Annotated in this window: 22 protein-coding genes and 1 riboswitch; of the genes, 10 read left to right on the top strand and 12 right to left on the bottom strand. The window is 73.9% G+C overall.

Annotated features, from left to right (window positions below; translation table 11 throughout):
* Position 1 precedes the first annotated feature (1 nt).
* The 4 genes from DCW30_RS32610 to rsmH all read right to left on the bottom strand — a co-directional run bounded on the left by DCW30_RS32610 (position 2) and on the right by rsmH (position 5,193).
* Positions 2 to 1,654, bottom strand: coding sequence for a UDP-N-acetylmuramoyl-L-alanyl-D-glutamate--2,6-diaminopimelate ligase (locus DCW30_RS32610; protein WP_076686734.1), 1,653 nt, complete (start codon positions 1,652 to 1,654; stop codon positions 2 to 4).
* Between the two features lie 52 nt (positions 1,655 to 1,706).
* Positions 1,707 to 3,668: a peptidoglycan D,D-transpeptidase FtsI family protein gene (locus tag DCW30_RS32605; RefSeq protein ID WP_076686733.1), complete on the bottom strand. Its 1,962-nt coding sequence runs from the start codon at positions 3,666 to 3,668 to the stop codon at positions 1,707 to 1,709.
* Positions 3,669 to 3,674: 6 nt separating this feature from the next.
* Positions 3,675 to 4,160, bottom strand: a complete 486-nt coding sequence (gene ftsL, locus DCW30_RS32600) for a cell division protein FtsL (protein ID WP_062781155.1) — start codon at positions 4,158 to 4,160, stop codon at positions 3,675 to 3,677.
* Positions 4,161 to 4,233: 73 nt separating this feature from the next.
* On the bottom strand, positions 4,234 to 5,193 hold the full coding sequence (rsmH, locus tag DCW30_RS32595; protein WP_103557505.1) for a 16S rRNA (cytosine(1402)-N(4))-methyltransferase RsmH: 960 nt from the start codon (positions 5,191 to 5,193) through the stop codon (positions 4,234 to 4,236).
* 428 nt (positions 5,194 to 5,621) lie between these two features.
* Here rsmH and DCW30_RS32590 point away from each other — a divergent pair, with 428 nt between their 5' ends.
* The 4 genes from DCW30_RS32590 (at position 5,622) to DCW30_RS32575 (ending at position 11,315) form a co-directional block, all read left to right on the top strand.
* A complete protein-coding gene (locus DCW30_RS32590) occupies positions 5,622 to 6,179 on the top strand; it encodes a beta-class carbonic anhydrase (protein WP_062781153.1) in 558 nt (185 codons plus the stop codon).
* A 231-nt stretch (positions 6,180 to 6,410) separates the two neighbouring features.
* A complete protein-coding gene (locus DCW30_RS32585) occupies positions 6,411 to 7,433 on the top strand; it encodes an AAA family ATPase (RefSeq protein WP_076686731.1) in 1,023 nt (340 codons plus the stop codon).
* Positions 7,433 to 8,800 (top strand): DUF58 domain-containing protein, encoded by a 1,368-nt coding sequence (locus DCW30_RS32580; RefSeq protein WP_076686730.1) that lies wholly within the window; start codon positions 7,433 to 7,435, stop codon positions 8,798 to 8,800. The genes DCW30_RS32585 and DCW30_RS32580 overlap by 1 nt, the downstream gene beginning before the upstream one ends.
* 46 nt (positions 8,801 to 8,846) lie before the next feature.
* A complete protein-coding gene (locus DCW30_RS32575) occupies positions 8,847 to 11,315 on the top strand; it encodes a transglutaminase TgpA family protein (protein ID WP_076686729.1) in 2,469 nt (822 codons plus the stop codon).
* 197 nt (positions 11,316 to 11,512) lie between these two features.
* Here the strand turns inward: DCW30_RS32575 and DCW30_RS32570 are convergent, their stop codons facing one another.
* From DCW30_RS32570 to DCW30_RS32560, 3 genes are all read right to left on the bottom strand, one after another.
* Positions 11,513 to 11,923, bottom strand: coding sequence for a DUF3040 domain-containing protein (locus DCW30_RS32570; protein ID WP_076686728.1), 411 nt, complete (start codon positions 11,921 to 11,923; stop codon positions 11,513 to 11,515).
* A gap of 277 nt (positions 11,924 to 12,200) precedes the next feature.
* Positions 12,201 to 13,037 carry a methyltransferase gene (locus tag DCW30_RS32565; protein ID WP_062781144.1) on the bottom strand — a complete coding sequence of 279 codons (837 nt, stop codon included), beginning with the start codon at positions 13,035 to 13,037 and terminating at the stop codon, positions 12,201 to 12,203.
* A 97-nt stretch (positions 13,038 to 13,134) separates the two neighbouring features.
* Positions 13,135 to 13,683, bottom strand: a complete 549-nt coding sequence (locus tag DCW30_RS32560; RefSeq protein WP_062781141.1) for an SAV_6107 family HEPN domain-containing protein — start codon at positions 13,681 to 13,683, stop codon at positions 13,135 to 13,137.
* Between the two features lie 180 nt (positions 13,684 to 13,863).
* Here DCW30_RS32560 and DCW30_RS32555 point away from each other — a divergent pair, with 180 nt between their 5' ends.
* The 3 genes from DCW30_RS32555 to DCW30_RS32545 all read left to right on the top strand — a co-directional run bounded on the left by DCW30_RS32555 (position 13,864) and on the right by DCW30_RS32545 (position 17,079).
* A complete protein-coding gene (locus tag DCW30_RS32555; protein ID WP_062781139.1) occupies positions 13,864 to 14,484 on the top strand; it encodes a TetR/AcrR family transcriptional regulator in 621 nt (206 codons plus the stop codon).
* A 420-nt stretch (positions 14,485 to 14,904) separates the two neighbouring features.
* Positions 14,905 to 15,519, top strand: a complete 615-nt coding sequence (locus tag DCW30_RS32550) for a DUF4126 domain-containing protein (RefSeq protein ID WP_062781137.1) — start codon at positions 14,905 to 14,907, stop codon at positions 15,517 to 15,519.
* 57 nt (positions 15,520 to 15,576) lie between these two features.
* A complete protein-coding gene (locus DCW30_RS32545; protein ID WP_076686727.1) occupies positions 15,577 to 17,079 on the top strand; it encodes a phytoene desaturase family protein in 1,503 nt (500 codons plus the stop codon).
* A gap of 43 nt (positions 17,080 to 17,122) precedes the next feature.
* Here DCW30_RS32545 and DCW30_RS32540 read toward each other — a convergent pair whose 3' ends face one another.
* The 5 genes from DCW30_RS32540 to DCW30_RS32520 form a co-directional block, all read right to left on the bottom strand.
* Positions 17,123 to 17,998, bottom strand: coding sequence for a hypothetical protein (locus DCW30_RS32540; RefSeq protein ID WP_076686726.1), 876 nt, complete (start codon positions 17,996 to 17,998; stop codon positions 17,123 to 17,125).
* Between the two features lie 51 nt (positions 17,999 to 18,049).
* The gene (gene metF, locus DCW30_RS32535) at positions 18,050 to 18,967 is read right to left on the bottom strand and encodes a methylenetetrahydrofolate reductase [NAD(P)H] (RefSeq protein ID WP_062781131.1); all 918 of its coding nucleotides are present in this window, start codon (positions 18,965 to 18,967) and stop codon (positions 18,050 to 18,052) included.
* Between the two features lie 139 nt (positions 18,968 to 19,106).
* Positions 19,107 to 19,763, bottom strand: a complete 657-nt coding sequence (thiE, locus tag DCW30_RS32530; protein ID WP_076686725.1) for a thiamine phosphate synthase — start codon at positions 19,761 to 19,763, stop codon at positions 19,107 to 19,109.
* Positions 19,764 to 19,859: 96 nt separating this feature from the next.
* Positions 19,860 to 20,225 (bottom strand): Rv2175c family DNA-binding protein, encoded by a 366-nt coding sequence (locus tag DCW30_RS32525; protein WP_062781127.1) that lies wholly within the window; start codon positions 20,223 to 20,225, stop codon positions 19,860 to 19,862.
* Between the two features lie 87 nt (positions 20,226 to 20,312).
* A complete protein-coding gene (locus tag DCW30_RS32520; protein ID WP_237283578.1) occupies positions 20,313 to 21,476 on the bottom strand; it encodes an NAD(P)/FAD-dependent oxidoreductase in 1,164 nt (387 codons plus the stop codon).
* Between the two features lie 184 nt (positions 21,477 to 21,660).
* Positions 21,661 to 21,773: riboswitch (TPP riboswitch) on the top strand.
* Between DCW30_RS32520 and thiO the strand changes: the two genes are divergently transcribed.
* The 3 genes from thiO to DCW30_RS32505 all read left to right on the top strand — a co-directional run bounded on the left by thiO (position 21,771) and on the right by DCW30_RS32505 (position 24,006).
* On the top strand, positions 21,771 to 22,988 hold the full coding sequence (gene thiO / locus DCW30_RS32515; protein ID WP_076689428.1) for a glycine oxidase ThiO: 1,218 nt from the start codon (positions 21,771 to 21,773) through the stop codon (positions 22,986 to 22,988). Its footprint overlaps the riboswitch before it by 3 nt.
* On the top strand, positions 22,985 to 23,197 hold the full coding sequence (thiS, locus tag DCW30_RS32510; RefSeq protein ID WP_062781123.1) for a sulfur carrier protein ThiS: 213 nt from the start codon (positions 22,985 to 22,987) through the stop codon (positions 23,195 to 23,197). Before thiO ends, thiS begins: the two co-directional genes overlap by 4 nt.
* A gap of 2 nt (positions 23,198 to 23,199) precedes the next feature.
* A complete protein-coding gene (locus DCW30_RS32505) occupies positions 23,200 to 24,006 on the top strand; it encodes a thiazole synthase (RefSeq protein ID WP_076686723.1) in 807 nt (268 codons plus the stop codon).
* Positions 24,007 to 24,054: the final 48 nt, after the last annotated feature.

Raw genomic sequence — 24,054 nt, 5'->3', positions numbered from 1 at the left:
TTCATCCCTGGGTTTGCTCGATGGCTTCGCGAAGCACGAGGCGGTCGTCGAAGGGACGCACCACCCCGGCGATGTCCTGTCCCTGCTCGTGGCCCTTGCCCGCGACGAGCACGGTGTCGCCCGGCCGTGCGCGGACCACTGCCGCGCGGATCGCGGCGGCCCGGTCCTCGAAGACGGCGACGTCGCCGCGCTCGTGGGCCGGCACGTCGGCGGCGCCGGCGAGCATCGTGGCGAGGATCGCGAGGGGGTCCTCGCCACGGGGATTGTCGGAGGTGAGCACGGCGGTGTCGGCGAGGCGGGCCGCGGCCGCGCCCATCGGCATCCGCTTGGTCTTGTCGCGGTCGCCGCCGCAGCCGAGCACGATGTGCAGCTTGCCCTCGGTGACCTTGCGCAGCGCGCGCAGGACCGATTCGACGGCGTCCGTCTTGTGGGCGTAGTCGACGACGGCGAGGTAGGGCTGGCCCGCGTCGACGCGCTCCAGGCGGCCGGGGACGCCCGGCACCGCGGCGACGCCGTCGGCGGCCTGCTGCGGGTCGATGCCCGCGACGGCCAGCGAGACGATCGCGGCGAGGGTGTTGGCGACGTTGAAGGGGCCCGCGAGCGGCGACTTGGCGGTGATCCGCTCGCCCTTGGGGCCGACCGCGACGAACGTGGAGTCCAGCGGTCCGACCTCGACGTCCTCGGCGCGCCAGTCGGCGTCGGGGTGGCCCTCGGCGGAGAACGTGGTGACGGGCACCTCCGACTCGGTGATGAGCCGGCGCCCGTACTCGTCGTCGAAGTTGACCACGCCGAGGCGCGAGCGCCGCTCGGTGAAGAGCTGCGCCTTGGCCTGGAAGTAGTCCTCCATGTCGGAGTGGAACTCCATGTGCTCCGGGCTGAGGTTGTTGAAGACGGCGACGTCGAAGACGCAGCCGTCCACCCGCCCGAGCACCAGCGCGTGGCTGGAGACCTCCATCGCGACGGCCTCGACGCCGCGCTCGCGCATCACCGCGAACAGCGCCTGGAGGTCGGTGGCTTCGGGGGTCGTGCGCTCCGACTTGATGCGCTCGTCCCCGATGCGCGTCTCCACCGTGCCGATGAGCCCGGTCGACCGCACGCCCTTGAGGCCGCCCTCGATGAGGTACGCGGTCGTGGTCTTGCCGGACGTGCCGGTGATGCCGATCTGGAGGAGGTCGCGGCCCGGGCGCCCGTAGACCGTGGCCGCCAGCTCGCCCATGACGGCGCGGGGGCTGTCGACGACGAGGACCGGCAGACCGGTCGCCGCGGCGCGTTCGGCGCCCGTCGGGTCGGTGAGGATGGCCGCGGCGCCGAGGTCGGCGGCCTGCGCGACGAAGTCGGCTCCGTGCATGCGAGCGCCGGGCAGCGCGGCGTAGACGTCACCGGGGCGCACCGCGCGGGAGTCGTGCGTGATGCCCGTGATCTCCGCGTCGCCCTGGACGTCGACGCCCAGATGGCCCGCGAGCTCCGTCAGTGAGGCCGCGGAGACCTGCTCAGGCCGCGGCGGTCCCGGGTAGGTCACGGGAGCGCCCTTCTGGATGTTTGGGGACTGATCAGCGTGTGGCACGGCGGTGAGCGTACCGGGCGCACCCCCCGCCAGGCGAAGCGGGCGGTGTGGCGGGGGCTGGTTCCCGGAAGCGGGAGTGATCGTTGTCACGGGCGGTTCCTGGTCGGTCTGCGGGTTGGGTCCGCGGGGGCGGTCCGCGGCTTCAGAAGGTCACCGGCAGGCGGGCCGGGCCCTTGCCGGTGGGCGGGACTTGGAGCGTCTTGAGGGCGAACTCCATGACTTTCTTGTGGATGGGGCCGCAGATCTGGCCGCCGAAGTAGCTGCCCCGGGTGGCGTTCTGGATGGCGCAGTAGACGGTGACGCGCGGCTTGTCGGCCGGCGCGAAGCCGGCGAACGACGAGGTGTACCCCTTGTAGCGGCCGGTCACGGGGTCGACCCGGTTGGCCGTGCCCGTCTTGCCCGCGACGCGGTAGCCGGGGATGCGGGCCTTGTTGCCGGTGCCCTCCTCGTCGTCGACCACCGACTCCAGCATCCGCGCCAGGGTCTTGGCGGTCGTGGCGCTCACCACGCGGGTCTTCTTCGGCTTCGGCGCGGGGGTGAAGCGGCCGTCGGGGCCCTTCGTGCCGCGCACGAGCGTGGGCTGCACGCGTACGCCGTTGTTGGCGATGGTCGAGTAGACCGAGGTCGCCTGCATGGCGTTGATCGAGAAGCCCTGGCCGAACGGGATCGTGTACTGCTGCGACGTCGACCACTTGTCGGCGGGCGCGAAGATGCCGGACGTCTCGCCGGGGAAGCCGAGGCCGGTCTCCCTGCCGATGCCGAACTTGTGCAGATAGGAGTGGAGGACCTCGTTGGCCTTCTTCTGCGTCTTGCCCAGTTCTCCGGTGGCGAGGATGGTGCCGATGTTGGAGGACTTGGCGAGCACGCCGTTGAGCGTGAGGTGCCAGGTGGGGTGGTCGATGTCGTCCTGGAAGAGGCGGTCGCCGCGGTGCAGCCGGTTGGGCACGGTCACATGGGTGCCGGGCGTGGCCGCGTTCTCCTCGAGGACCGCGGCCATCGACATGACCTTGGCGGTGGAGCCGGGCTCGAAGGCGTCCTGGAGCGCGGCGTTGCCGAGGGCGGCCCCGTCGGCCCGCGAGAGGTCGTTGGGGTCGAAGCCGGGCGCGTTGGCCATCGCGAGGACCTCGCCGGTCCGCGTGTCCTGCACTATCACGTAGCCGCGGTCGGCCCCGGACTTCTCGACCTGCTGGCTGATGGCGTTCTGCGCGGCCCACTGGATGTCGCGGTCGATGGTGAGCTCGACGTCGGAGCCGGGCACGGCGGGCGTCTCCGTGGAGCCCGCGGTCGGCACGCGCCGGCCACCGGACTGGGCGTAGCGGACCTTGCCCGCCTCGCCTGCGAGCTCCTTGTTGAGCTTCTGTTCGAGGCCGCCCGCGCCCTTGCCCTCGGCGTTGACCCAGCCCAGTATCCCGGCGGCCAGCTCGTCGTTGGGGTAGACCCGCTTGCTGCTGGGGTCCGCGAGGACGCCCGCCAGCACGTTCGGCGAGCCGGGGTCGGCGGTGGCCTTCTCGGCGAGCGCCCCGCGCAGGTCCTTGATCTGCTTCCACACCTGGGGGGTCTGGCGGCGGGCCAGCAGGACGTAGCGCGTGTCGGGGGTCTTCAGCTTCGCGGTGATCTTGCCCGCGTCCATGCCGAGGATGGGCGCCAGGAGCGCGGCCGCCTGCTCGGGCGCGTCCTTGGTCCCGGCCTCCTTCGGCGTGAACAGCGAGGGGTCGGCCGTGATGTCGTACGCGTCCACGCTGGCGGCGAGTTCCACGCCGGCGCGGTCGGTGATGCGCCCGCGCTCGGGCGTCAGGGTGTGGGTGAAATAGCGGTTCTTCTCGGCCTTGGCCGCGTACGCGTCGGCGTCGACGGCCTGCACCTGGAGCAGCCGTACGACGAAGGCGAGCATCACCAGGGTCAGGCCGAGGCTGACCATGCGCAGCCGGGGCCGCGGGCTGCCGAGGCGGATGGTGCGGGCCCTGCCCTTGCCCGCGGGGCGGCGCGCGGCGGGGCGCTTGCCCGGCGCGGGCCGCTTGCCGGACGCCGGGCGGCGGGACGCGGCGGGGCGCACGGGCTTGGCGGGTCCTGGCACGCGACGCCGCGGGGGTTCCCTGTCGGACACTTGTCATCACCTGCCGGGGGGCGTCGTGGGCGGGGGCGCCGGGAGGGCGGCCGGCCGCGGGGCGGGCGGGGCCGGTGCGGTGGCGACCGGGGCCGCCGCTCCCTGCGGGCGGGGCGCGGGTGGGCCGGCGGCGGCGCCGGGCGCGCCGCGCACGGTTCCGTCGGGGTCGAGGAAGGCGGGGTCGCCGCCGGGGACCATGCCGAGCTCGTCGGCGCGGCGCTGGAGGGCCTCGGGGGCCGCGAAGCCGTCCACCTCGCGCTTGAGCTGCTGCTCCTCCTCCGTGAGGTCCTTGGTCCGCTTCCTCATCTCGCTGAGCTGGAAGGAGCCTTCGTTGAGCGAGGAGTTCAGGATGAGCAGCACGATCAGGCCGCCGCCGAGGAGGAGCACGACGAGGAGGACGAAGGGGGCCCGCGCGGCCTGGGCGGCCGGGCCCTGCGGCAGCAGTCGCGCGAGGCGGGCGGCCCTCCCCCGCAGCTCGGGTTTCTTGCTCATGGAGCCTCCTCGCGGACTCTGCTTCATGGGGCCTGGCCTTACGGCCCGGCGCGCCTCGTGCGGGCCTTGCGGCTCACCCGACGTCTTCGCGCACGCGCTGGGCGCCGCGCAGCCGGGCGGGCGCGGCCCTGCGGTTCTCCGCGACCTCTTCCTCTGTGGGCAGTTCGGCGCCGCGGGTCAGGAGCTTGAGCCGCGGCTGGTAGCGCTCGGGGACCACGGGCAGGCCGGCGGGGGCGGTGTTCGCCGCGCCCGCCGCGAACACCTGTTTGACCAGCCGGTCTTCGAGCGAGTGGTACGACAGGACGGCGATGCGGCCGCCGACGGCGAGCGCCTTCACGGCCGCGGGGACGGCCCGCTCCAGGACGCTCAACTCGCCGTTGACCTCGATGCGCAGGGCCTGGAAGGTGCGCTTGGCGGGGTTGCCGCCGGTGCGCTTGGCGGCCTGCGGCAGGGCGTCGCGGATCAGTTCGACGAGGCGGGCGCTGTTGGTGAACGGCTCCTTCTCGCGCTCGCGCACGACGGCGCTCACGATCCGCTTGGCCTGCTTCTCCTCGCCGTAGGCGCGCAGGATCCGCACCAGTTCGCCGGGGGCGTAGGTGTTGAGGACCTCGGCGGCGCTCATGCCGGTCGTCTGGTCCATGCGCATGTCCAGGGGCGCGTCCTGGGCGTACGCGAACCCGCGGTCGGCCTCGTCGAGTTGCATGGAGGAGACGCCGAGGTCGAACAGGACGCCCTGCACGCGCGGGACGCCGAGACGGTCGAGCACCTCGGGCAGTTCGTCGTAGACGGCGTGCACGAGGGTGGCCCGGTCGCCGAAGGGGGCGAGCCGCTCACCGGAGAGGCGCAGGGCCTCCTTGTCGCGGTCCAGGGCGATGAGGCGGGCGGCGGGGAAGGTGGAGAGCAGGGCCTCGCTGTGGCCGCCGAGGCCGAGGGTGCAGTCGACGACGACCGCGCCCGGTTCGGCGAGCGCGGGGGCCAACATGTCCAGGCACCGCTGGAGCATCACCGGGACGTGTCGGCTGTTCTCGGTCAAGGGGCCCTCTCAGGTCCGGCGCGGCGTCGTCACGCACTGCCGGGTCCCCGCCCGCTCCGTGAAGGGGAATGGCCTGCCGGCGCCGGGGAAGTGGCGTCAGCCGACCGGAGCGGGAGGAGGCCGAGCCGTACGTACGCGCCGCGCACGTGGGGGTTTCGGGAAACCCCCGGGATGTGCGGTCCAGCAGGGAGCAGGTCGCGTCTCCCGCTTCGCGTCACTTTAGTCCACCGTGTCTCGCGGTCAATCAACCGGGATGCGCGTCGCGTACCGCGCCGATGAAGGGGAGGAAAGGGAGAAAATACCTGATCATCACTTGATCGACGGCCCTCGCGGCACTCCTGTGCTTTACCTCACAACAAGAGTCTTTGGCATTCTTTGTCCCTTCTCACGAGGCCCCGGGAGGATCAGTGCGGACTAACGTCATCTCCATGTCGACTTCCGCATCTCCCTCGGGCCCCACTCCCGCAGAGCCGCACGGCGACATAGCCGTCGGCACGGTCACCGACCGCCTGGTCGAAGCCAACAAGAGGTACGCCGCCGACTTCACCGACCCCGGCATGGACGCCCGCCCCGTCCTGCGGGTCGCCGTCGTCGCCTGCATGGACGCGCGCCTGGACCTGCACGAGGCGCTCGGCCTCGAACTGGGCGACTGCCACACCATCCGCAACGCGGGCGGCGTCGTCACCGACGACGTCATCCGCTCGCTCACCATCAGCCAGCGCGCCCTCGGCACCCGCAGCGTGGCCCTGATCCACCACACCACCTGCGGCCTCGAATCCCTCACCGAGGAGTTCCGGCACGACCTGGAGATGGAGGTCGGGCAGCGTCCCGCCTGGGCGGTGGAGTCGTTCCGCGACGTCGACCAGGACGTCCGGCAGTCCATCCGCCGCGTGCAGACCTCGCCCTTCCTGCTCCACACCGACGACGTACGCGGTTTCGTGTTCGACGTGAAGACGGGCCTCCTGCGCGAGGTCGCCCCCGCGTGACACCGCGCGTGACCGACAAAGAGTCGTAAGACCCGACAAATCGGCGCGACTTATCCACAGGCGAGTGACACGACCCCGTATGCCAAACAACAATGCGGGGGTGGCGCCACGCGGAACCATCACGCGTGGCGCCGGTGAATTCGGGGTGGACCGGGCCGCGCGCGACGAGCGGCCCGGAAATGGGGTAATCCCTGCTCCTTGAGAGCGTGGGGAAGGGCCGAGGAGGGCCGGGTGACGACCTATGACGATCGAGCGAGCCTCACTGATCTGACCACCACCGCGGAGCGCGTCCGCGGATCGGTGGAGGGTGTGATCGAGGGCAAGCCGGAGGTCGTACGGCTTTCGCTGACCGTGCTGCTCGCCGAGGGGCACCTGCTCATCGAGGACGTGCCGGGCGTCGGCAAGACCATGCTGGCCAAGGCGCTCGCGCGGTCCATCGACTGCTCGGTGCGGCGGATCCAGTTCACGCCGGATCTGCTGCCCTCGGACATCACGGGTGTGTCCATCTTCGACCAGCAGCGCAGGGACTTCGAGTTCAAGCCCGGCGCGATCTTCGCGCAGATCGTGATCGGCGACGAGATCAACCGCGCCTCGCCGAAGACCCAGTCGGCGCTCCTCGAGTCCATGGAGGAGCGCCAGGTCACCATCGACGGGCAGACCTACGAACTGCCCAGTCCGTTCATGGTGGTCGCCACCCAGAACCCGGTGGAGATGGAGGGCACCTACCCCCTGCCGGAGGCGCAGCGCGACCGCTTCATGGCCCGCGTCTCCATCGGTTATCCGGGCCCGGAGGCCGAGCTGCGGATGCTCGACGTCCACGGCGGCGTCTCCCCCCTCGACGACCTCCAGCCGGTGGCGCACGCCCACGAGATCGTCAAGCTCATCGACGCCGTCCGCACCGTCCATGTCGCCGACACCGTGCGCAGATACGCGGTGGACCTGGTCGCGGCGACCCGCAGCCACCCGGACCTGAGACTCGGGGCCTCCCCGCGCGCGACGCTGCACCTGCTGCGCGCCGCCAAGGCCTCCGCCGCCCTCAGCGGCCGGGAGTTCGCCCTCCCCGACGACGTGCAGGCGCTGGCCGTCGCGGTCCTCGCGCACCGCCTGCTGCCCACGGCCCAGGCCCAGTTGAACCGGCGCACGGCCGAGCAGGTCGTCCTGGAGATCCTTCGGCACACCCCGGTCCCCGCCGCCGCCCAGCCCGCCCCCGGCGGCTACTTCGACCAGCAGCCGCCCGGCGCCCGGAGGCTCTGATGGCCGCCGGGGGGCGGCCCGACGGCCCCGCCGACGACGACAAGGGCGGGCTGCGCACGGCTCTCGCGGGTCTGACCACGCGCGGGCGCTCCTTCCTCGCGGCCGGTGTCGCCGCCGCCATCTGCGCCTATGTCCTCGGCCAGAGCGACCTGCTGCGGGTCGGGCTGCTGCTCGCCGTGCTGCCGCTGGTCTGCGCCGTCGTCCTCTTCCGCACCCGCTACCGCGTCGCGGGCAGCCGCAGGCTCTCCCCCGCGCGCGTGCCCGCAGGCTCCGAGGCCCGCGTCCACCTGCGGATGGACAACGTCTCCCGGCTGCCCACCGGGCTCCTGATGCTCCAGGACCGCGTGCCGTACGTCCTCGGCCCCCGGCCCCGGTTCGTGCTCGACCGCGTCGAGGCGGGCGGCCGCCGCGAGGTGTCCTACCGCGTCCGCTCCGACCTGCGCGGACGCTATCCGCTCGGCCCGCTGCAACTGCGCCTGTCCGACCCGTTCGGGATGTGCGAACTGACGCGGTCCTTCTCGACGTACGACACCCTCACCGTCATCCCGCGTGTGGAGGCGCTGCCCCCGGTGCGGCTCACCGGCGAGGCCAAGGGGTACGGCGACGGGCGCAACCGCTCGCTGGCCCTCGCCGGCGAGGACGACGTCATCCCGCGCGGGTACCGCCACGGCGACGACCTGCGCCGGGTGCACTGGCGCTCCACCGCGCGCTACGGCGAGCTGATGGTCCGCCGCGAGGAGCAGCCGCAGCGCGCCCGCTGCACGGTGCTCCTGGACACCCGGGGCGCCGGCTTCCGGGGCGCGGGCCCCGACTCCGCCTTCGAGTGGGCGGTGTCGGGCACCGCGTCCACGCTGGTGCACATGCTGGAGCGCGGCTTCTCCGTCCGGCTGCTCACCGACACCGGGACCTCGGTGCCCGGCGAGGGCTCGGACGGCTTCGCGGGCACCGGCCAGGAGTCGGCGGACGCGGCCGGGCTGATGATGGACACCCTCGCGGTGATCGACCACTCCGACGGCGCCGGACTCTCCCGCGCCTACGACGTCCTGCGCGGGGGCAACGAAGGCCTCCTCGTCGCCTTCCTCGGCGATCTCGACGAGGAGCAGGCGGCGGTGGTCGCCAAGATGCGTCGGCGCAGCGGCTCCGCGGTCGCCTTCGTCCTGGACGGCGCGGCCTGGGCGCAGGGCCCGGGCAGCAGCTCCTCCGACGCCGGTGACGCGCGCGTGCGGATGCTGCGCGAGGCGGGCTGGACGGCCCTTTCCGTGCCGCCCGGCGCGAGCCTGGCCGACCTGTGGCGCCAGGCCGACCACGCCCGCACCAGCACGGGCCCCGCGCCCGCCACGGGCACGACCACCGGGGGCTGGGCATGACGGGCCCGGCCGCGCAGAGCGTACGTACGACAGTGGGGGGACGGTCATGAGTGGACGCGCGCGGCTCGCGCTCTGCGCCACGGCGGCCACGCTGATGGCGTCGAGCGCGCTGCTGCCGCTCGTCGAGCCCGCGACGTGGTTCCTGCAGGCGGCGTTCCTGCTGGCGCTGCAGAGCGGGGTGGGCGCGCTGGCCCGGCGGGCGCCGCTGGCCAGGCCGCTCACCGTGGCCGTGCAGGCACTGGTGACGCTGCTGCTGCTCACCCTGGTCTTCGCGCGCCCGCAGGCCGTCGCGGGGTTCCTGCCGGGGCCCGAGGTGTTCCGCCACTTCGGGCTGCTCCTGGAGGCGGGCGGCGCCGACGTCGGCCGGTACGCGATCCCGGCGCCGCTCAGCGACGGCATCCGGCTGATGCTGGTCGGCGGCGTCCTGGTGATAGGCCTCGCGGTGGACGCCCTCGCGGTGACCTTCCGCACGGCGGCTCCGGCCGGGCTCCCACTGCTCGCGCTGTACTCGGTGGCGGCGGGCCTCTCCGGCGACGGCGCCGGCTGGCTGTGGTTCCTGCTGGCCGCCTCCGGATATCTGCTGCTCCTGCTCGCGGAGGGCCGCGACAGGCTCTCGCAGTGGGGCCGAGTGTTCGGCGGCGCGGCGCGGGCCCCGGGGCGCGTCTCCGGGGGCCTGGAGAGCAGCACCGGGGCGATCGCCCCGGTCCGCACCGGACGGCGCATCGGCGCCCTGGCCCTCGGCATCGCCCTGGTGGTGCCGCTCGCGCTGCCCTCCCTCGACGGCGGCCTGCTGGGCGGTGAGGGCGGCCCCGGTGGCGGCGGCCCGGGCGGCGGCGGGACGATCTCCGCCGTGAACCCGCTGGTCGCGCTCCAGGACAGCCTGAACCAGCCGGAGGACCGCGAGGTCATCTCGTACCGCACGAACGCCGAGCAGACCAACGACCAGTATCTGCGCATCGTCTCGCTCGACAAGTTCGACGGCACGACCTGGAAGACGACCGTGCGGCAGATCGAGGACGTGCCCTCGCCCCTGCCGACCCCCCAGGGGCTCAACGCCGACGTGCGCAGGAGCGAGGTCGACACCAGCATCTCGGCCTCCGACGGGTACGCGCAGAACTGGCTGCCCATGCCCTTCCCCGCCAGCCGTGTGCGGATCGACGGCCGCTGGCGGTACGAGCCCGTGGGCCGCGCCCTCGTCGGCGACCGGGGCCAGACCACACGGGGCGCGAAGTACCAGGTCACGAGCCTGGTCGTGGAGCCCACGGCCCAGCAGCTCGCGAACGCCTCCGCGCCGCCCGAGGAGCTGCGGGAGGAGTTCACCGAGGTCCCCGACTCCCTGCCGGGGATGGTCGCGGACCGGGCCCGCCAGGTCACCAAGGGCGCCGCGAACCCGTACGAGCAGGCGGTCAAGCTCCAGGACTACTTCGCCTCCGACGGTGGCTTCACGTACAACACGCAGGTCAGGGCGGGCAGTGGTCCTTCGGCGATCCGGAGGTTCCTGGAGCAGAAGGAGGGCTTCTGCGTCCACTTCTCCTTCGCGATGGCCTCCATGGCGCGGACGCTCGGCATCCCGGCCCGCGTCGCGGTGGGCTTCACGCCGGGCTCCGCGCAGGCCGACGGCACCATGTCGGTGGGGCTGCGGGACGCGCACGCCTGGCCCGAGCTGTACTTCGAGGGCGTGGGCTGGACCCGCTTCGAGCCCACGCCCAACCGCGGCTCGGTGCCGGAGTACACCCGCTCCGACGTCGCCCCCGACGACACGAGCGACCCCGACACCCCGGAGCCCTCGGCCTCGGACGAGCCTTCGGCCGCGCCCTCGGCGTCGGAGAGCTGCTCGCGCGACCAGGCGCGGCAGGGCGGCTGCGCCGGCGCCGTTCCGGAGGCCGCGGCCGGTTCGGGCGACGACGGGCCGCCCGTGGGCAGGATCGTGGCGCTCTCGGTGGCCGGGCTGCTCCTGCTGTTCGCGTTCCTGTCGCCGCTGCTGTGGCGGACGCGGGTGCAGTCGGTGCGGCTGGCGGCCGGGCCGCACGCTCCGGGTCCGGGTGTCCGGGCCCGCGGGGGCGCCGGTCCCACGCCGGAGGCCGCGGCGGCCCGGACCCTCGCCGCCTGGCTGGAGGTGACGGACACGGCCTGGGACCACGGCATCCTGCCGGACGACTCCCTCACGCCCCGCAAGGCCGCCGCCCGGATCGTCCGCGTCGGCAGGCTGTCGGCGGAGTCCGCGGCGGCCGCGCACCGGCTGGCGACCGCGGTGGAGCAGGTGCTCTACGCCCCCGTCCCGCAGCCCGTGTCGGGGCTCTCCGACGACGTGCGGCGGATACGGCAGGGGTTGCGCGCCTCGGCGACCCGTGCCGTCCGGCTGCGGGCGACGCTGGCCCCGCGTTCGACCGCTCGGGTGGTGTGGGCTGCCTCGGAATGCTGGTCGGCCTTGACCGAGCGGTGGAGCGGGCGGATCACCAAGCGGTGGACGTCGCTGACGGACAAGCTGCCTCGCCGGGCCCAGCAGAGGGGCTGAGGGCCGGGCCCCGGCGAGGGGCCCGGCCGCCGCGCACGCGAGGGCCCGCGCATGCGTGGCCATCCACGCGAGGCCCCGCGCGTCCGTGGCCATACCTATGCGTGTCCATACATACGTGTGAGGGGTGACCGCCCGGTGGCGGTCACCCCTCACACATCACATCTCGGCGGGCCGGACCCGGTCCGGCCCGGTCCGGCTCACTGGCCGCCCTGCTCGTCGCGGCGGCGCTGCCAGCGCTGTTCGATACGGTCCATGACGGAGCGGCGCTGCCGTGTCTGCCGTCGGGCCTGTGGCCCGCCCTGCGCGGTGGCCGCGCCCTGACCCTGCTCACCGGGTTTCGGGGCCTTGCGCCAACCCGTGACGGCGAGGACCGCGCAGCCCAGCATGACGAGGAACCCCACCACGCTGATCCAGATCTGCTGGGCGACCATTCCGGCCATGAGAAGGGCGATGCCCACCAGGAAGCCCACGACCGCTTGGTAGACCCGCTTCCGGGTGTACGTACGCAGCCCGCTTCCCTCAAGCGCTGTCGCGAACTTGGGATCTTCGGCGTACAGCGCTCGCTCCATCTGCTCGAGCATGCGCTGCTCGTGCTCCGAGAGCGGCACGGAGTCCTCCTCATCGTGCAGTCGCCGGGGCGACCGGGGGTCCCCTTCAGGATAGGCAGGGAATCGCCCCCGTGAAACCCGCCCCTCTGCGCCAACTTCGCCAAACCGGACCTTCGTGCCCCTCCGGCTCGCTGAAGCGTGCATTCCCCAGCCGCCGGACTGTCATGCAGGCCGGTATCCCTCGATCATACGGCTCCGGTAGCCCGTTCGGGGGGCCTGTGGCGTACTCCATGTGCCGCTGCGCCGCTGATCAGCGGGGGCGGCCACCGGCGCACCCTCAGACTCCGGCCGCCTCACGGACCTCGCCGAGCACATGCAGCTGCGTGGCCACGGAGTGGAAGGCGGGCAGCTCGGCCGCCGCGGCCTCCAGCTGGAGGAGGGCTTCCATGGCCCCGGGCTCGGTGTCCACGAGGACGCCGGGCACCAGGTCGGCGAAGACCCGGACGCCGTGCACCGCGTCGACGCGGACGCCCGCGGCCTCGACGAGCGCGGTGAGCTGCTCGGCGGTGAAGCGGCGCGGCACGGGGTCGCCCTCGCCCCAGCGGCCCGCCGGGTCGGCGAGAGCCGTCCGCGCCTCCGTGAAGTGGCCCGCGAGGGCGCGCGCCAGCACGGCGCCGCCGAGTCCGGCGCCGAGCAGGCTGAGGATGCCGCCGGGGCGCAGCGCGTCGACGGCGAGGCGCACGCCCTCGGCCGGGTCGTCCACGTACTCCAGGACGCCGTGGCACAGGACGGCGTCGAAGCCGCCGCGTCCGACCACGTCGAAGAGGCCGAGCACATCGCCCTGGACGCCGCGCACCCGGTCGGCGACGCCGGCCTCGGCGGCCCGGCGCTCCAGCGCGAAGAGCGCGTTCGGGCTGGGGTCGACGACCGTGACCCGGTGCCCGAGGCGGGCGACGGGCACCGCGAAGTTGCCGCTGCCGCCCCCGGTGTCGAGCACGTCCAGCTCGGAGCGCGACTCCCGGCCCGTGACCTTGACGCGGCGGTCGAGGGCGTCCTTCAGGACGTCCCAGACCACGGCGGTGCGGAGAGAGGCGCGGGGACGGGAGGGGTCGGAGCGCAACGACGCCGTCTGCGGGTGGTGGTGGGAGACGGGCGGGCGCATCGGGTCCGACACGGCAGTTGACTCCTCGGCGCGTGGGGTGAGAACAAACCCCACCCTATTGCCTGCCGCCCGGTGCCCGGTCACCCGTCCCGCACCACGGGACGCCCGGTCAGCTCGCGTCGGGCGGCCCCTCTCCCGCCTCCGGCGGCTCCTGCCTCGGTTGGGGCAGCACGGGCTGGAGGACCAGCATCCGCTCGACCAGACGCAGGAACATCGCCACGTCCCGCAGCAGGTCGTCGGCGGCGCGGGCGGTGGCGGCGCCCCGGATGCCGGCCTCGGCGCGGGCCCTGCGGGCGGCGCCGGAGGCGAAGAGGGCGCTCCACTCGGTCAGTTCGGGTGCTATCTCGGGCAGGACTTCCCAGGCGCTTCGGATGCGCTGCCTGCGGCGCGGGGTCGTCTCGGGGCGGCCGCGCGCGGCGAGGACGGCGGCCGCGGTGCGCAGGGCGGCGAGGTGGGCGGTGGCATAGCGCTCGTTCGGGGCGTCGAGGCGGGCCGCCTCTTCGATCCCGGCACGGGCCTGGGCGAGCAGATCGAGGGCGGCGGGCGGGGCGGTCGCGCGGCGCAGGACGGGGTGGACATCGCTCGCCGGGCCGGTCAGTGAGGAAGCGGCCCCGCCGGCGCGGTGCCGGCGTGCGGCTGCTGCGGAAGAGCTGGCCATGACGAACCTCCTGTCGTCGTGTGACGGCACGGTGGCCGTATGTGCCCATAGTGGAGTACCCCACTGACAATCGGCCCTGACCTGGCATTTCACCCCTGCGGGCGGGGGGTGGTCAGGCCTGGGCCGGGTGCGCCCGGAGCCGGCGCCGCGGGGGCGGGCCGACCTGTGAGAATCGGGGCCATGGACAGCAGCACAGCCGGCAGCAGGCGAGAGGCCACCCGGCAGAAGCTCTACGAGGCCGCCGTCACCCTCATCGCGGAACAGGGCTTCTCCGCGACGACCGTCGACGAGATCGCCGAGCGTGCGGGGGTCGCGAAGGGCACCGTCTACTACAACTTCGCGAGCAAATCCGTCCTCTTCGAAGAGCTTCTGCGGCACGGTGTCGGCCTGCTGACCGCCTCCCTGAAGGAGGCGGCCGACGGCACGGACAGGGCGGGCGGCAGCAAGGTCGACGCCCTGGACGCGATGATCAGGGCGGGCCTGGTCTTCATCGACCGCTACCCGGCCTTCACACAGCTGTACGTGGCCGAGCTCTGGCGGACCAACCGGGCCTGGCAGTCCACCCTCATGGTGGTCAGGCAGCGGGCGGTCGCGGTCGTCGAGGACGTGCTGCGGGCGGGCGTGGGGAACGGCGAGCTGAGCGAGGAGATCGATGTCCCGCTGACGGCCGCCGCGCTCGTCGGCATGGTGCTGGTCGCGGCCCTGGACTGGCAGGCCTTCCAGCCCGAGCGCTCGCTGGACGACGTGCACGCGGCGCTGTCCCGGCTGCTCCAGGGCCGGGTGAGCGGCACGCGCGCGTAGCGGCACGCGCCGTGGTCCCGCCGGATGACCGCGCGGGGGGCGGAGGGGGACGGCGCGCCGGCGGAGAGCGGCGCGGAATGACAGCGCCGGTCCGTCGCCACCTGTTCTCCAGGCGGCGCCGGACCGGCGCCTCTCACATCCCCCGTGACCCCCGTGCGACCCCCGTGTGGTCGTCCCCCGAGTCACCCCCGTGCCTCGCCCCCGCCTCGCGGCGGGAGGAGCGGCCAAGGGTGCGGCGCCGTTCCGCCGCCCCGTGTCGGCGGTACCGGCGCCACGCCCTTCTCCGTGGCCCTCACTCTTCCGTCTTTGCAGGTGGGGGCCCATCCGCACGCGTACTCATCTCTTCTCCTAGGTACGGATACTCACGCGTGCGCGCGCACCCCCAGACCGGCCGGCCCGCGACTGGTTACGATCACGTCCGTGTCCGTACTCCCCCTGGTGTTCACCAGCGGCTGGGCGAGCGGGATCAACGCGTACGCCGTTGTCCTGCTGCTCGGCGTCTTCGGCGCGACCGGCGTCAGTGACGAGGTCCCGGAGGCGCTCCAGCGGACGGACGTCCTGATCGTCGCCGGAGCGCTGTTCCTCTGCGAGGCCGTCGCCGACAAGATCCCCTACGTCGACTCGGCGTGGGACTCCGTGCACACCGTGATCCGGCCGGTCTCCGGAGCCGTGGTCGGGGCGCTGCTCGCGGGCCAGAGCGGTTCGCTCCCCGATCTGGCCGCGGGGGCGGTCGGCGGCTCGACCGCGCTCGCCAGCCACGCGGTGAAGGCGGGGACGCGGATGGCGGTCAACACCTCGCCGGAGCCGTTCAGCAACGTCGCGCTGAGCGTCGCGGAGGACCTCGGGGTCGGCGGGGTCGTCTCCTTCGCGATGTTCTACCCGGAGGCCGCCGCCGTCATCGCGGGCGTGCTCCTGCTGCTCGGCCTCTTCCTCCTGTTCTTCCTCGTGTCCCGCATCCGCAGGTTCCTGCGGCGCAGGGCGCAGCGGCGCGAGGAGAAGCGGCTCGCGGGCCGGGCGGGACCGCCGCCGGGCTGATCACGGCGTCACGGGGCTCCGGCGGCGCTGTCAGTGGCGGCCGATAAAGTCCCTGGCATGGCACGGATTGTGGTGATCGGCGCCGGGATGGGCGCGATGACGGCCGCCGCCCGGCTCGCCGTCGCGGGCCACCGGGTGGTGGTGTGTGAACGCGGGGAGACATACGGCGGCGCGCTCGGCCGCTTCGAGCGGGACGGCTTCGCCTTCGACACGGGGCCGGGACTGCTCCCGCTCCCCGCGGTCTACCGCGACGTGTTCGTCAAGACCGGCAAGGAACCCCTGGAGCAGTGCGTCGAGCTCACGCAGGTCGAGCCCGCCGTGCGGCACGTCTTCGCGGACGGCACCGTGACCGACCTGCCGAACGCCTCGCGCGCGGGCATCGGCGAGGCCCTGGACAAGGCGCTCGGCGACGGTTCGGGCGCCCGCTGGGCGGCGTTCATGAACCGCGCGCGGGAGACCTGGGACCGCGCCCGCCGCCCGCTCCTTGAGGAGCCCCTCTTCGAGGACTGGCAGGTGCTCGGCGAGCGCGAGCCGTATCCCGCCGTGGTCCACAAGCGGCTGCTGCGCCGCGACCGCAGCGCGGCCACGCTCGCCGAGATCGGCGCTCTGGAACTGGGCGGCGACCCGCGGCTCGTGGCGCTGCTCGAACACTTCGCCCTGGCGCACGGCCTCGACCCGCGCACGACCCCGGCGAGCGCGGCCGTCCTGCCGTACATGGAGCAGACCTTCGGCGTCTGGGCGGTGCGGGGCGGCATGCGCGCGCTGGCCCGTGCGCTGTACGAGCGGTGCGTGGCCCGGCGGGTCGAGTTCGTGTTCGGCGCGGCGGTGACACGGATCGTGGAGAAGGACGGCCGCGCGGCGGGCGTCGAGCTGGCGGACGGCACGGCGCGGGAGGCGGACTTCGTGGTCGCGGGCGTCGCGTCCACCGCGCTGGACCGCCTGGCGCCCGGCGGCGTGGACCTGCGGGCGCGGGGCGACGTGCCGGGCCGCTCGGGGACCCCGAGCCGCCTGACGGTCCTGCTGGCCCTGTCCGGGGGCCGCCCCGGGTCCGCCCCGCACCGCACGGTGGTGCACGCGGCGGACCGCGGGGCCGAGCTCGACCGCCTCTTCGGGGAGCGTCCCGGCCTCGCCGCCGCCCCCACCGTCACGGTGCTGCGCCCCGACGACCCGGGCCTCGTGCCGGACGACGCGCACGAGGCGGTGACCCTCACGGTGACGGCGCCGGCGCATCTGGAGATCACCCCGGCCGAGGCGGAGCGTCTCATCGACCACGCCGAGGCCGCCGTCCCCGGCCTGCGGGACCGGCTCCTGTGGCACGAGGTGCGCACGCCGGCGGACGTGGCCGAGGCGACGGGGTCCGACGGCGGCGCGGTGCCCGCTCCGGCCCTCGCGGCGGCCGGCGGCGGGTTCCTGCACCCGGCCAACACCACGCGGCTGCCGGGGCTCTTCGCGGTCGGCGGCTGGTCGCATCCGGGCGGCGGTCTGCCCCACGCGGGCATGTCGGGGGCGCTGGTCGCCGGGCTGATCGTCGAGGGGCCGGGGTTCCGCGGCTCGCAGTGAGCCGGGCGACGCCCCCGGTGAGGGACGCCGCCCGGCCGCGGCGTCAGTAGCGGTACTGCTGTTCGTTGTGGTCCGGGTGGGGGCCCGGCCCGTCGTACCCCTCGCCGTGTCCGTACGGATAGGGCTGCTCCTGCGGGAGCTCCCCGCCGTACTGCGCGTCGGTGGTGCGCTGCTGGGGCACCCAGACGCCGCCGGGCGGGGTGTCGTTGTAGACGTCGCCGAGCCCGCCATAGGTGTCGCCGCCGTACGGGGCGTACTGCTGCTGGCCCGCGTAGGGGTCGTAGCCCTGGCCGGTGTCGTAACCCTGGCCGCCGATGTAGGGGTCGGAGTACGCCGCGTACTGCTGCTGGGCGTTCTCGTCGTACGCGTAGCCCTGCTGGTCATAGCCCGCGAAGGCCGCGGTGTCGTAGCCGTGGTGCTCGCTCGGGTGGGTCTCGCCCGCGGCCTGCGGGGGGTGCGCCGCCTCGTCGTAGACGCCGTACTGCCCGGTGTCGTCGGGCAGCGGCTGCGGTTCGTAGACCCCCGGGTCGTGCGCGGGCGGCGGCGGGACCGGCTCGAACGGCTGCTCGGCGGGCTGCTCGTACTCCAGGTCGGAGACCTGGAGCGTCGGCTCCTGCACGGTCGCCTGCTTGCCGGACGCCTTGCGGCGCTTGCTCGGGCCGGGCCTGCCGCCGAGCGCCCAGCCGGTGGAGAAGCCCTTGCGGAACGACAGCGTCACGTACGTCTGGCCGGTGGCGAAGGCGATGGCGCCGAGCCCGATGACCCATACCGACGGCAGCAGCACGCCGATGACCACGCAGAGGAAGCCCACGAAAGCCAGGAGCCGCCACCGCAGCCTGGCCTTGTACTGCAGCAGCACCTCTCCGAGCAGCCACAGCGCGACGCAACCGAACGCGATGTAGAGGACCGTCCAGCCCATTACGCCCCTCTCCCCTACGGCCGCCGCCCGTGGGCACGGGGGTAGGGCCGCTCAGGCCCGTCGGTGCAGGCCCAGATTCTCGTAGATTTCCAGCGTCGCCGTGGAGTTGTTGAGCGTGATGAAGTGCAGTCCCGGGACACCTTCGGCCAGCAACCGCGCGCAGAACTCCGTCGCGAACTCGATGCCAATGGAGCGTACAGCGGCGGGATCGTCTTTGACCGCGAGGATCCTCTCTTTCAGCTCGGCTGGGAAAACGGCGTTGCTGAGCTGGGGCAGCCGGTCGAGCTGGCGGACGTTGGTGACGGGCATCATCTCGGGGATGACCGGCGTGTCGCAGCCTGCGGCCTCGACGCGGTCGCGCAGCCGCAGGTACTCCTCGGGGTCGAAGAACATCTGCGTGATCGCGTAGTCCGCGCCGGCCCGGCACTTGTCGATGAAGTGCCGGGTGTCGCTCTCCCAGTCGGTCGAGCGCGGGTGCATCGCGGGGAACGCCGCGACGCCCACGCAGAAGTCGCCGGACTCCTTGATGAGCTCGACCAGTTCGGCGGCGTAGGTGAGGCCCTCGGGGTGCGCGACCCAGTCGCCGAGCGGGTCGCCCGGCGGGTCGCCGCGGACCGCGAGCATGTTCCGGATGCCGGCGTCCGCGTACTGCCCGATGATGTTGCGCAGTTCGGCCACCGAGTGGTCGACGGCGGTCAGGTGCGCGACCGGCGTCAGGGTGGTGTCGGCGACGATCTGCTGGGTCTCCTTGACCGTGCCGGTGCGCGTGGAGCCACCCGCCCCGTAGGTGACGGAGACGAAGTCCGGGGCGACCGCCTCGACCCGGCGCAGCGCGTTCCACAGATTCCGCTCGCCCTTCGGGGTCTTCGGCGCGGAGAACTCGAACGAGTACGTCGTCTTGCCGGTCGCGAGCATGTCGCGCACGGTGCGCGCGCGGTCTGTCCTGGTGGAAGCAGTGCCTAGGGCCATACGGGCAGGTTAGCCAGGCCTCGGCGGTCACCCAACCGGACCTTGGAAAATAGCCTGTTTTGCCGGTTTCTTGTCCACGGACCGGACAGCCGCGGCCGGGGCGGCCCGCCGGGGGCCGCGGACCGGCGGACCACGCTGCTCAGACGGCCGTGCGCAGCCGCTTCGCGAACTCCGCGGCGGCGGCTCCCGGGTCGTCGGCCTCGGTGATCGCCCGGACGACGACGACGCGGCGGGCGCCCGCTTCGAGCACCTGGTCGAGGTTGCCCGCGTCGATGCCGCCGATGGCGAACCAGGGGCGGTCCGTGCCGAGCGAGGCCGTGTGCCTGACCAGGTCGAGGCCGGGGGCGTGGCGGCCCGGCTTGGTGGGGGTGGGCCAGCAGGGACCGGTGCAGAAGTAGTCGACGCCGTCCTGCACGGCCGCCGCGGCGGCCTCGGACTCGGCGTGCGTGGAGCGGCCGATCAGCACGTCGTCACCGCCGCCGAGGATGGCGCGGGCCGCGGGGACGGGCAGGTCGCCCTGGCCCAGGTGCAGCACGTCGGCGCCGATGGCGTGCGCGACGTCCGCGCGGTCGTTGACGGCGAGGAGCTTGCCGTGCCGGCGGGCGGCGTCGGCGAAGACCCGGAGGTGCTCCAGCTCCTCGGCGGCCTCCATGCCCTTGTCGCGGAGCTGCACGATGTCGACGCCGCCCGCGAGGACGGCGTCGAGGAACTCGGGGAGGTCTCCCTGGCGCCTGCGGGCGTCCACGCACAGGTAGAGCCGGGCGTCGGCGAGCTGGGCGCGCTTGTCTGCGGGCATGGAGAGGTCCCCCCGGGGTTCGGTGCGGGGCGCGGGCGGCGTGGAGTGCGGTCCGCGCCCCGGACGGTGTGTTCGTTCAGCCGGCTTGGCGCCTGCTCAGACGGCGAGCGCCTGGGCGCGGCGCTTCACCTCCGTGCCGCGATTCTCGCTCAGGGCCTGCGCGGGGGTGCCGGGCAGGGAGGGGTCGGGCGTGAAGAGCCACTCCAGCATCTCCTCGTCGGAGAAACCGTCGTCCCGCAGGAGCGTCAGGGTGCCGGCCAGGCCCTTGACGACCTTGTCGCCGTCGATGAAGGCGGCAGGCACCTGGAGCGCGCGGTTCTCACCGCGGCGCACGGCGATCAGCTGGCCCTCCTTGACCAGCTGCCGCACGCGGGTCACCTCGACGTCGAGCATCTCCGCGATGTCGGGAAGGTGGAGCCAGGCGGGGACGAGTGCGTCGGTCTTTGCGTCAATCTCGGTCACGGTCCCAGGGTATCTCCGGGCCGGAGGGCGTCGCCTCGGGCGCGGCCGGGCCCCGCGCCCCTTCCGGGGGCGCGCCTCACGGTCGTGCTACAGGGCCGCCTTCTTGAGCGGGACCGAGGGGTCCGTCACCAGGGCGGGATCCAGTCGCGTGCCCGCCTCGATCAGTTTGCGGCCCTGCGCCAGGTCCCTCGGGCGGCCCACCGCGAGGACCGCCGCGAGGGCGCCGTCCCTGAGCCAGCAGACCGACCAGGCCACGCCGGCCGGGTCGCCGCGCCAGACCAGTTCGTCGCCCTCCGCGTGGTGGCCCGCGTACTGGACGAAGCGGCCGAACTGCTCCGACCAGAAATACGGCACCGGGTCGTACGCCACGGGGGTGTCCCCGAGGATGTTCGCCGCGACCGTGCGCGGACCCTGGAGGGCGTTGTCCCAGTGGTGGACCAGGAGGCGCTCGCCGTACCTGCCGGAGGGGAACGAGGAGCAGTCGCCGACCGCGTAGACGTCGGGCGCCGAGGAGCGCAGGTGGTCGTCGGCGACGACCTCGCCGTGGGCGCCGAGCTCGATGCCGGAGCCGGCGAGCCAGCGCGTGGCGGGCCGCGCCCCGATGCCGACGACGACGGCGCCCGCGGGCAGCCGGGCGCCGTCGGAGAGGACCACGGCGCCCGGCTCGACGCGCTCCACGCGCGCGTGGGTGCGCAGCTCGGCCCCGGAGTGCGCGTACCAGGCGGCCATGGGGGCGGCGACGTCGGCGGGCAGCGCGCCCGCGAGGGGGCGGCCCGCGGCCTCCACGACGGTGACGGAGCAGCCCGCCTCCCGCGCGGCCGTGGCGAACTCGGCGCCGATCCAGCCCGCCCCCACGACCACGACGTCGTGCTGCTCGGCGAGGACGGGGCGCAGCCGCTCGGCGTCGTCCAGGGTGCGCAGGAGGTGCACCCCGGGGACGCCCTCCGTGCCCGGCAGCCGGACCGGTTCGGCGCCGGAGGCGAGGACCAGCACGTCGTACGGGACGGGGCCCGCCGCGGTGTCCAGTTCGCGCTCGGCGAGGCGCACCCCGGTGACCTCGGTGCCGAGGCGCAGTCCGATGCCGAGGGCCTTGAAGTCGATGTCGAAGGCGGAGCCCTCCGCCTTGCCGAGCAGCACCGCCTTGGACAGCGGCGGCCTGTCGTAGGGCTGGTGCGTCTCCGCCCCCACGAGGGTGACCGGGCCCGCGTGCCCCTGTTCACGCAGGGCGACGGCGGTCTGCACGCCCGCCATCCCCGCCCCGACGATGACGACGTGCCGCTCTGCCTGCCTCCGCTGCTCAGTCACCCGATCACTGTAGGACGGCGGGCAAGGCCGCCTTCAGAGGCGGGCGGGGAGATCTCTGACACACCGTCACCGCCCATGTCCGGACAGCTCCCCTACTGTCACGCCGGGCGACGGGCTAGGGTGGCCGGTGCAGAGCACTCGCGGGAGCCCGGGCGCACCGGGCTGAGAGGGAGGCTGGACGGCCTCCGACCGTACGAACCTGATCCGGGTCATGCCGGCGAAGGGAGGGGCTGGACGCCCATGCATCCACCGACACCATCCGAGGGATCACCGCGCCCGGCGGACGTACTCGTCGTGGGCGGCGGCATCATCGGCCTGGTCACGGCCTGGCGGGCCGCGCAGCGCGGGCTCGCCGTCACGGTCGTCGACCCCGAGCCCGGCGGCGGCGCGGCGCAGGTCGCCGCGGGCATGCTGGCCGCCGTCACCGAGCTGCACCACGGCGAGCAGGCCCTGCTGGGCCTCAATCTCGCCTCCGCGCGCCGCTACCCCGACTTCGCCGCCGAGCTGACCGAGGCGAGCGGCCGCGGCCTCGGCTACCGCACCTGTGGCACGCTGGCCGTCGCCCTGGACTCCGACGACCGCGCGCACCTGCGGGAGCTGCACGCCCTGCAGAGCCGGTCGGGCCTGGAGTCGGAGTGGCTGAGCGGCCGTGAGTGCCGACGCCTTGAGCCGATGCTGGCACCCGGCGTGCGCGGCGGGCTGCGGGTCGACGGCGACCACCAGATCGACCCGAGAAGGCTCACCGCTGCCCTGCTGACCGCCTGCGAGCGGGCGGGCGTGCTCTTCCGCCGCGCCTGGGCCGAGCGCCTGGACGTGGCGGGCGACCGGGCCCGCGGGGTGGTCCTCGCGGACGGCGCCGCGCTGCACGCGGGCCAGACCGTCCTCGCGGCGGGCAGCCTCAGCGGACGCCTCGCGGGCGTGCCCGAGGCCGTGCTGCCGCCCGTGCGGCCGGTGAAGGGGCAGGTGATCCGCCTGACGGTGCCGAAGCCGTACGCGCCGTTCCTGAGCCGCACGGTGCGCGCGGTGGTGCGCGGCAGCCACGTCTACCTCGTACCGCGCGAGGACGGCGAGCTGGTCGTCGGCGCCACTAGCGAGGAGCTGGGCTGGGACACCACGGTCACCGCGGGCGGCGTGTACGAGCTGCTGCGGGACGCCCACGAGCTGGTGCCCGGCATCACCGAGCTGCCGCTCACCGAGACCCGCGCGGGTCTGCGTCCCGGCTCCCCCGACAACGCGCCGATGCTCGGCCCGACGCGCCTGCCGGGGCTCCAGCTGGCCACCGGGCACTACCGCAACGGCGTCCTTTTGACGCCGGTCACCGGTGACGTCATGGCGCAGGCCCTGACCACCGGTGAGCTGCCCGAGGAGGCGCGGCCGTTCACCCCGCGCCGCTTCGCCGGGCCCGCCGCGCCCTTCCCCGCCCTCCCCACGCAGTCGTTCACGGAGCAACCCGCATGAGTACGCCCTTCGCCGTTTCCGTCAACGGGGAGGTGCGCGACGTGCCGTCGGGCACCACCCTCGACGCGCTCGTCGCCACCCTGACCACCGCGCACTCCGGTGTCGCCGCCGCCCTCAACGAAACCGTCGTCCCCCGCGCGCGGTGGTCGAGCACGGCGCTCGCCGCCGGTGACCGCGTCGAGGTGCTCACCGCCGTCCAGGGAGGCTGACCATGGCTGACGACCCCTTCGTCATCGGCGGGCTCACGCTCTCCTCGCGCCTGATCATGGGCACGGGCGGGGCGCCGAGCCTCGATGTCCTGGAGCGCTCCCTGGTCGCCTCGGGCACGGAGCTGACCACCGTCGCGATGCGCCGCCTCGACCCGGGCGTGCAGGGCTCCGTGCTGTCCGTGCTCGACCGGCTCGGCATCCGCGTCCTGCCGAACACGGCGGGCTGCTTCACCGCCGGTGAGGCCGTGCTGACCGCCCGCCTGGCCCGTGAGGCGCTCGGCACGGACCTGGTGAAGCTGGAGGTGATCGCGGACGAGCGGACGCTGCTGCCCGACCCCATCGAGCTCCTGGACGCCGCCGAGATCCTGGTCGACGACGGTTTCACCGTCCTGCCGTACACGAACGACGACCCGGTGCTCGCGCGCCGGCTCCAGGACGTGGGGTGCGCGGCGATCATGCCGCTCGGCTCCCCGATCGGGTCCGGGCTCGGCATCCGCAACCCGCACAACTTCCAGCTCATCGTCGAGCACGCGCGCGTGCCGGTGATCCTCGACGCGGGCGCGGGCACCGCGTCCGACGCGACGCTCGCCATGGAGCTGGGGTGCGCGGGCGTGATGCTCGCCTCGGCCGTGACGCGGGCGCAGGAGCCGGTCCTGATGGCGGAGGCCATGCGGCACGGCGTCGAGGCAGGGCGCCTCGCGCACCGGGCCGGGCGGATTCCGCGGCGGCACTTCGCGGAGGCGTCGTCGCCCGTGGAGGGCATGGCGAGGCTCGATCCGGAGCGGCCCGCGTTCGGGGAGCCCCGCTAGGGCCACGGGAACCGCGCGAGCGACCGCGACGCGACCGCGGACGCGAAC

Source organism: Streptomyces alfalfae (genome assembly GCF_004127445.1).
Classification (GTDB): Bacteria; Actinomycetota; Actinomycetes; order Streptomycetales; family Streptomycetaceae; genus Streptomyces; species Streptomyces alfalfae.
This window is presented reverse-complemented; position numbering and strand designations above follow the sequence as displayed.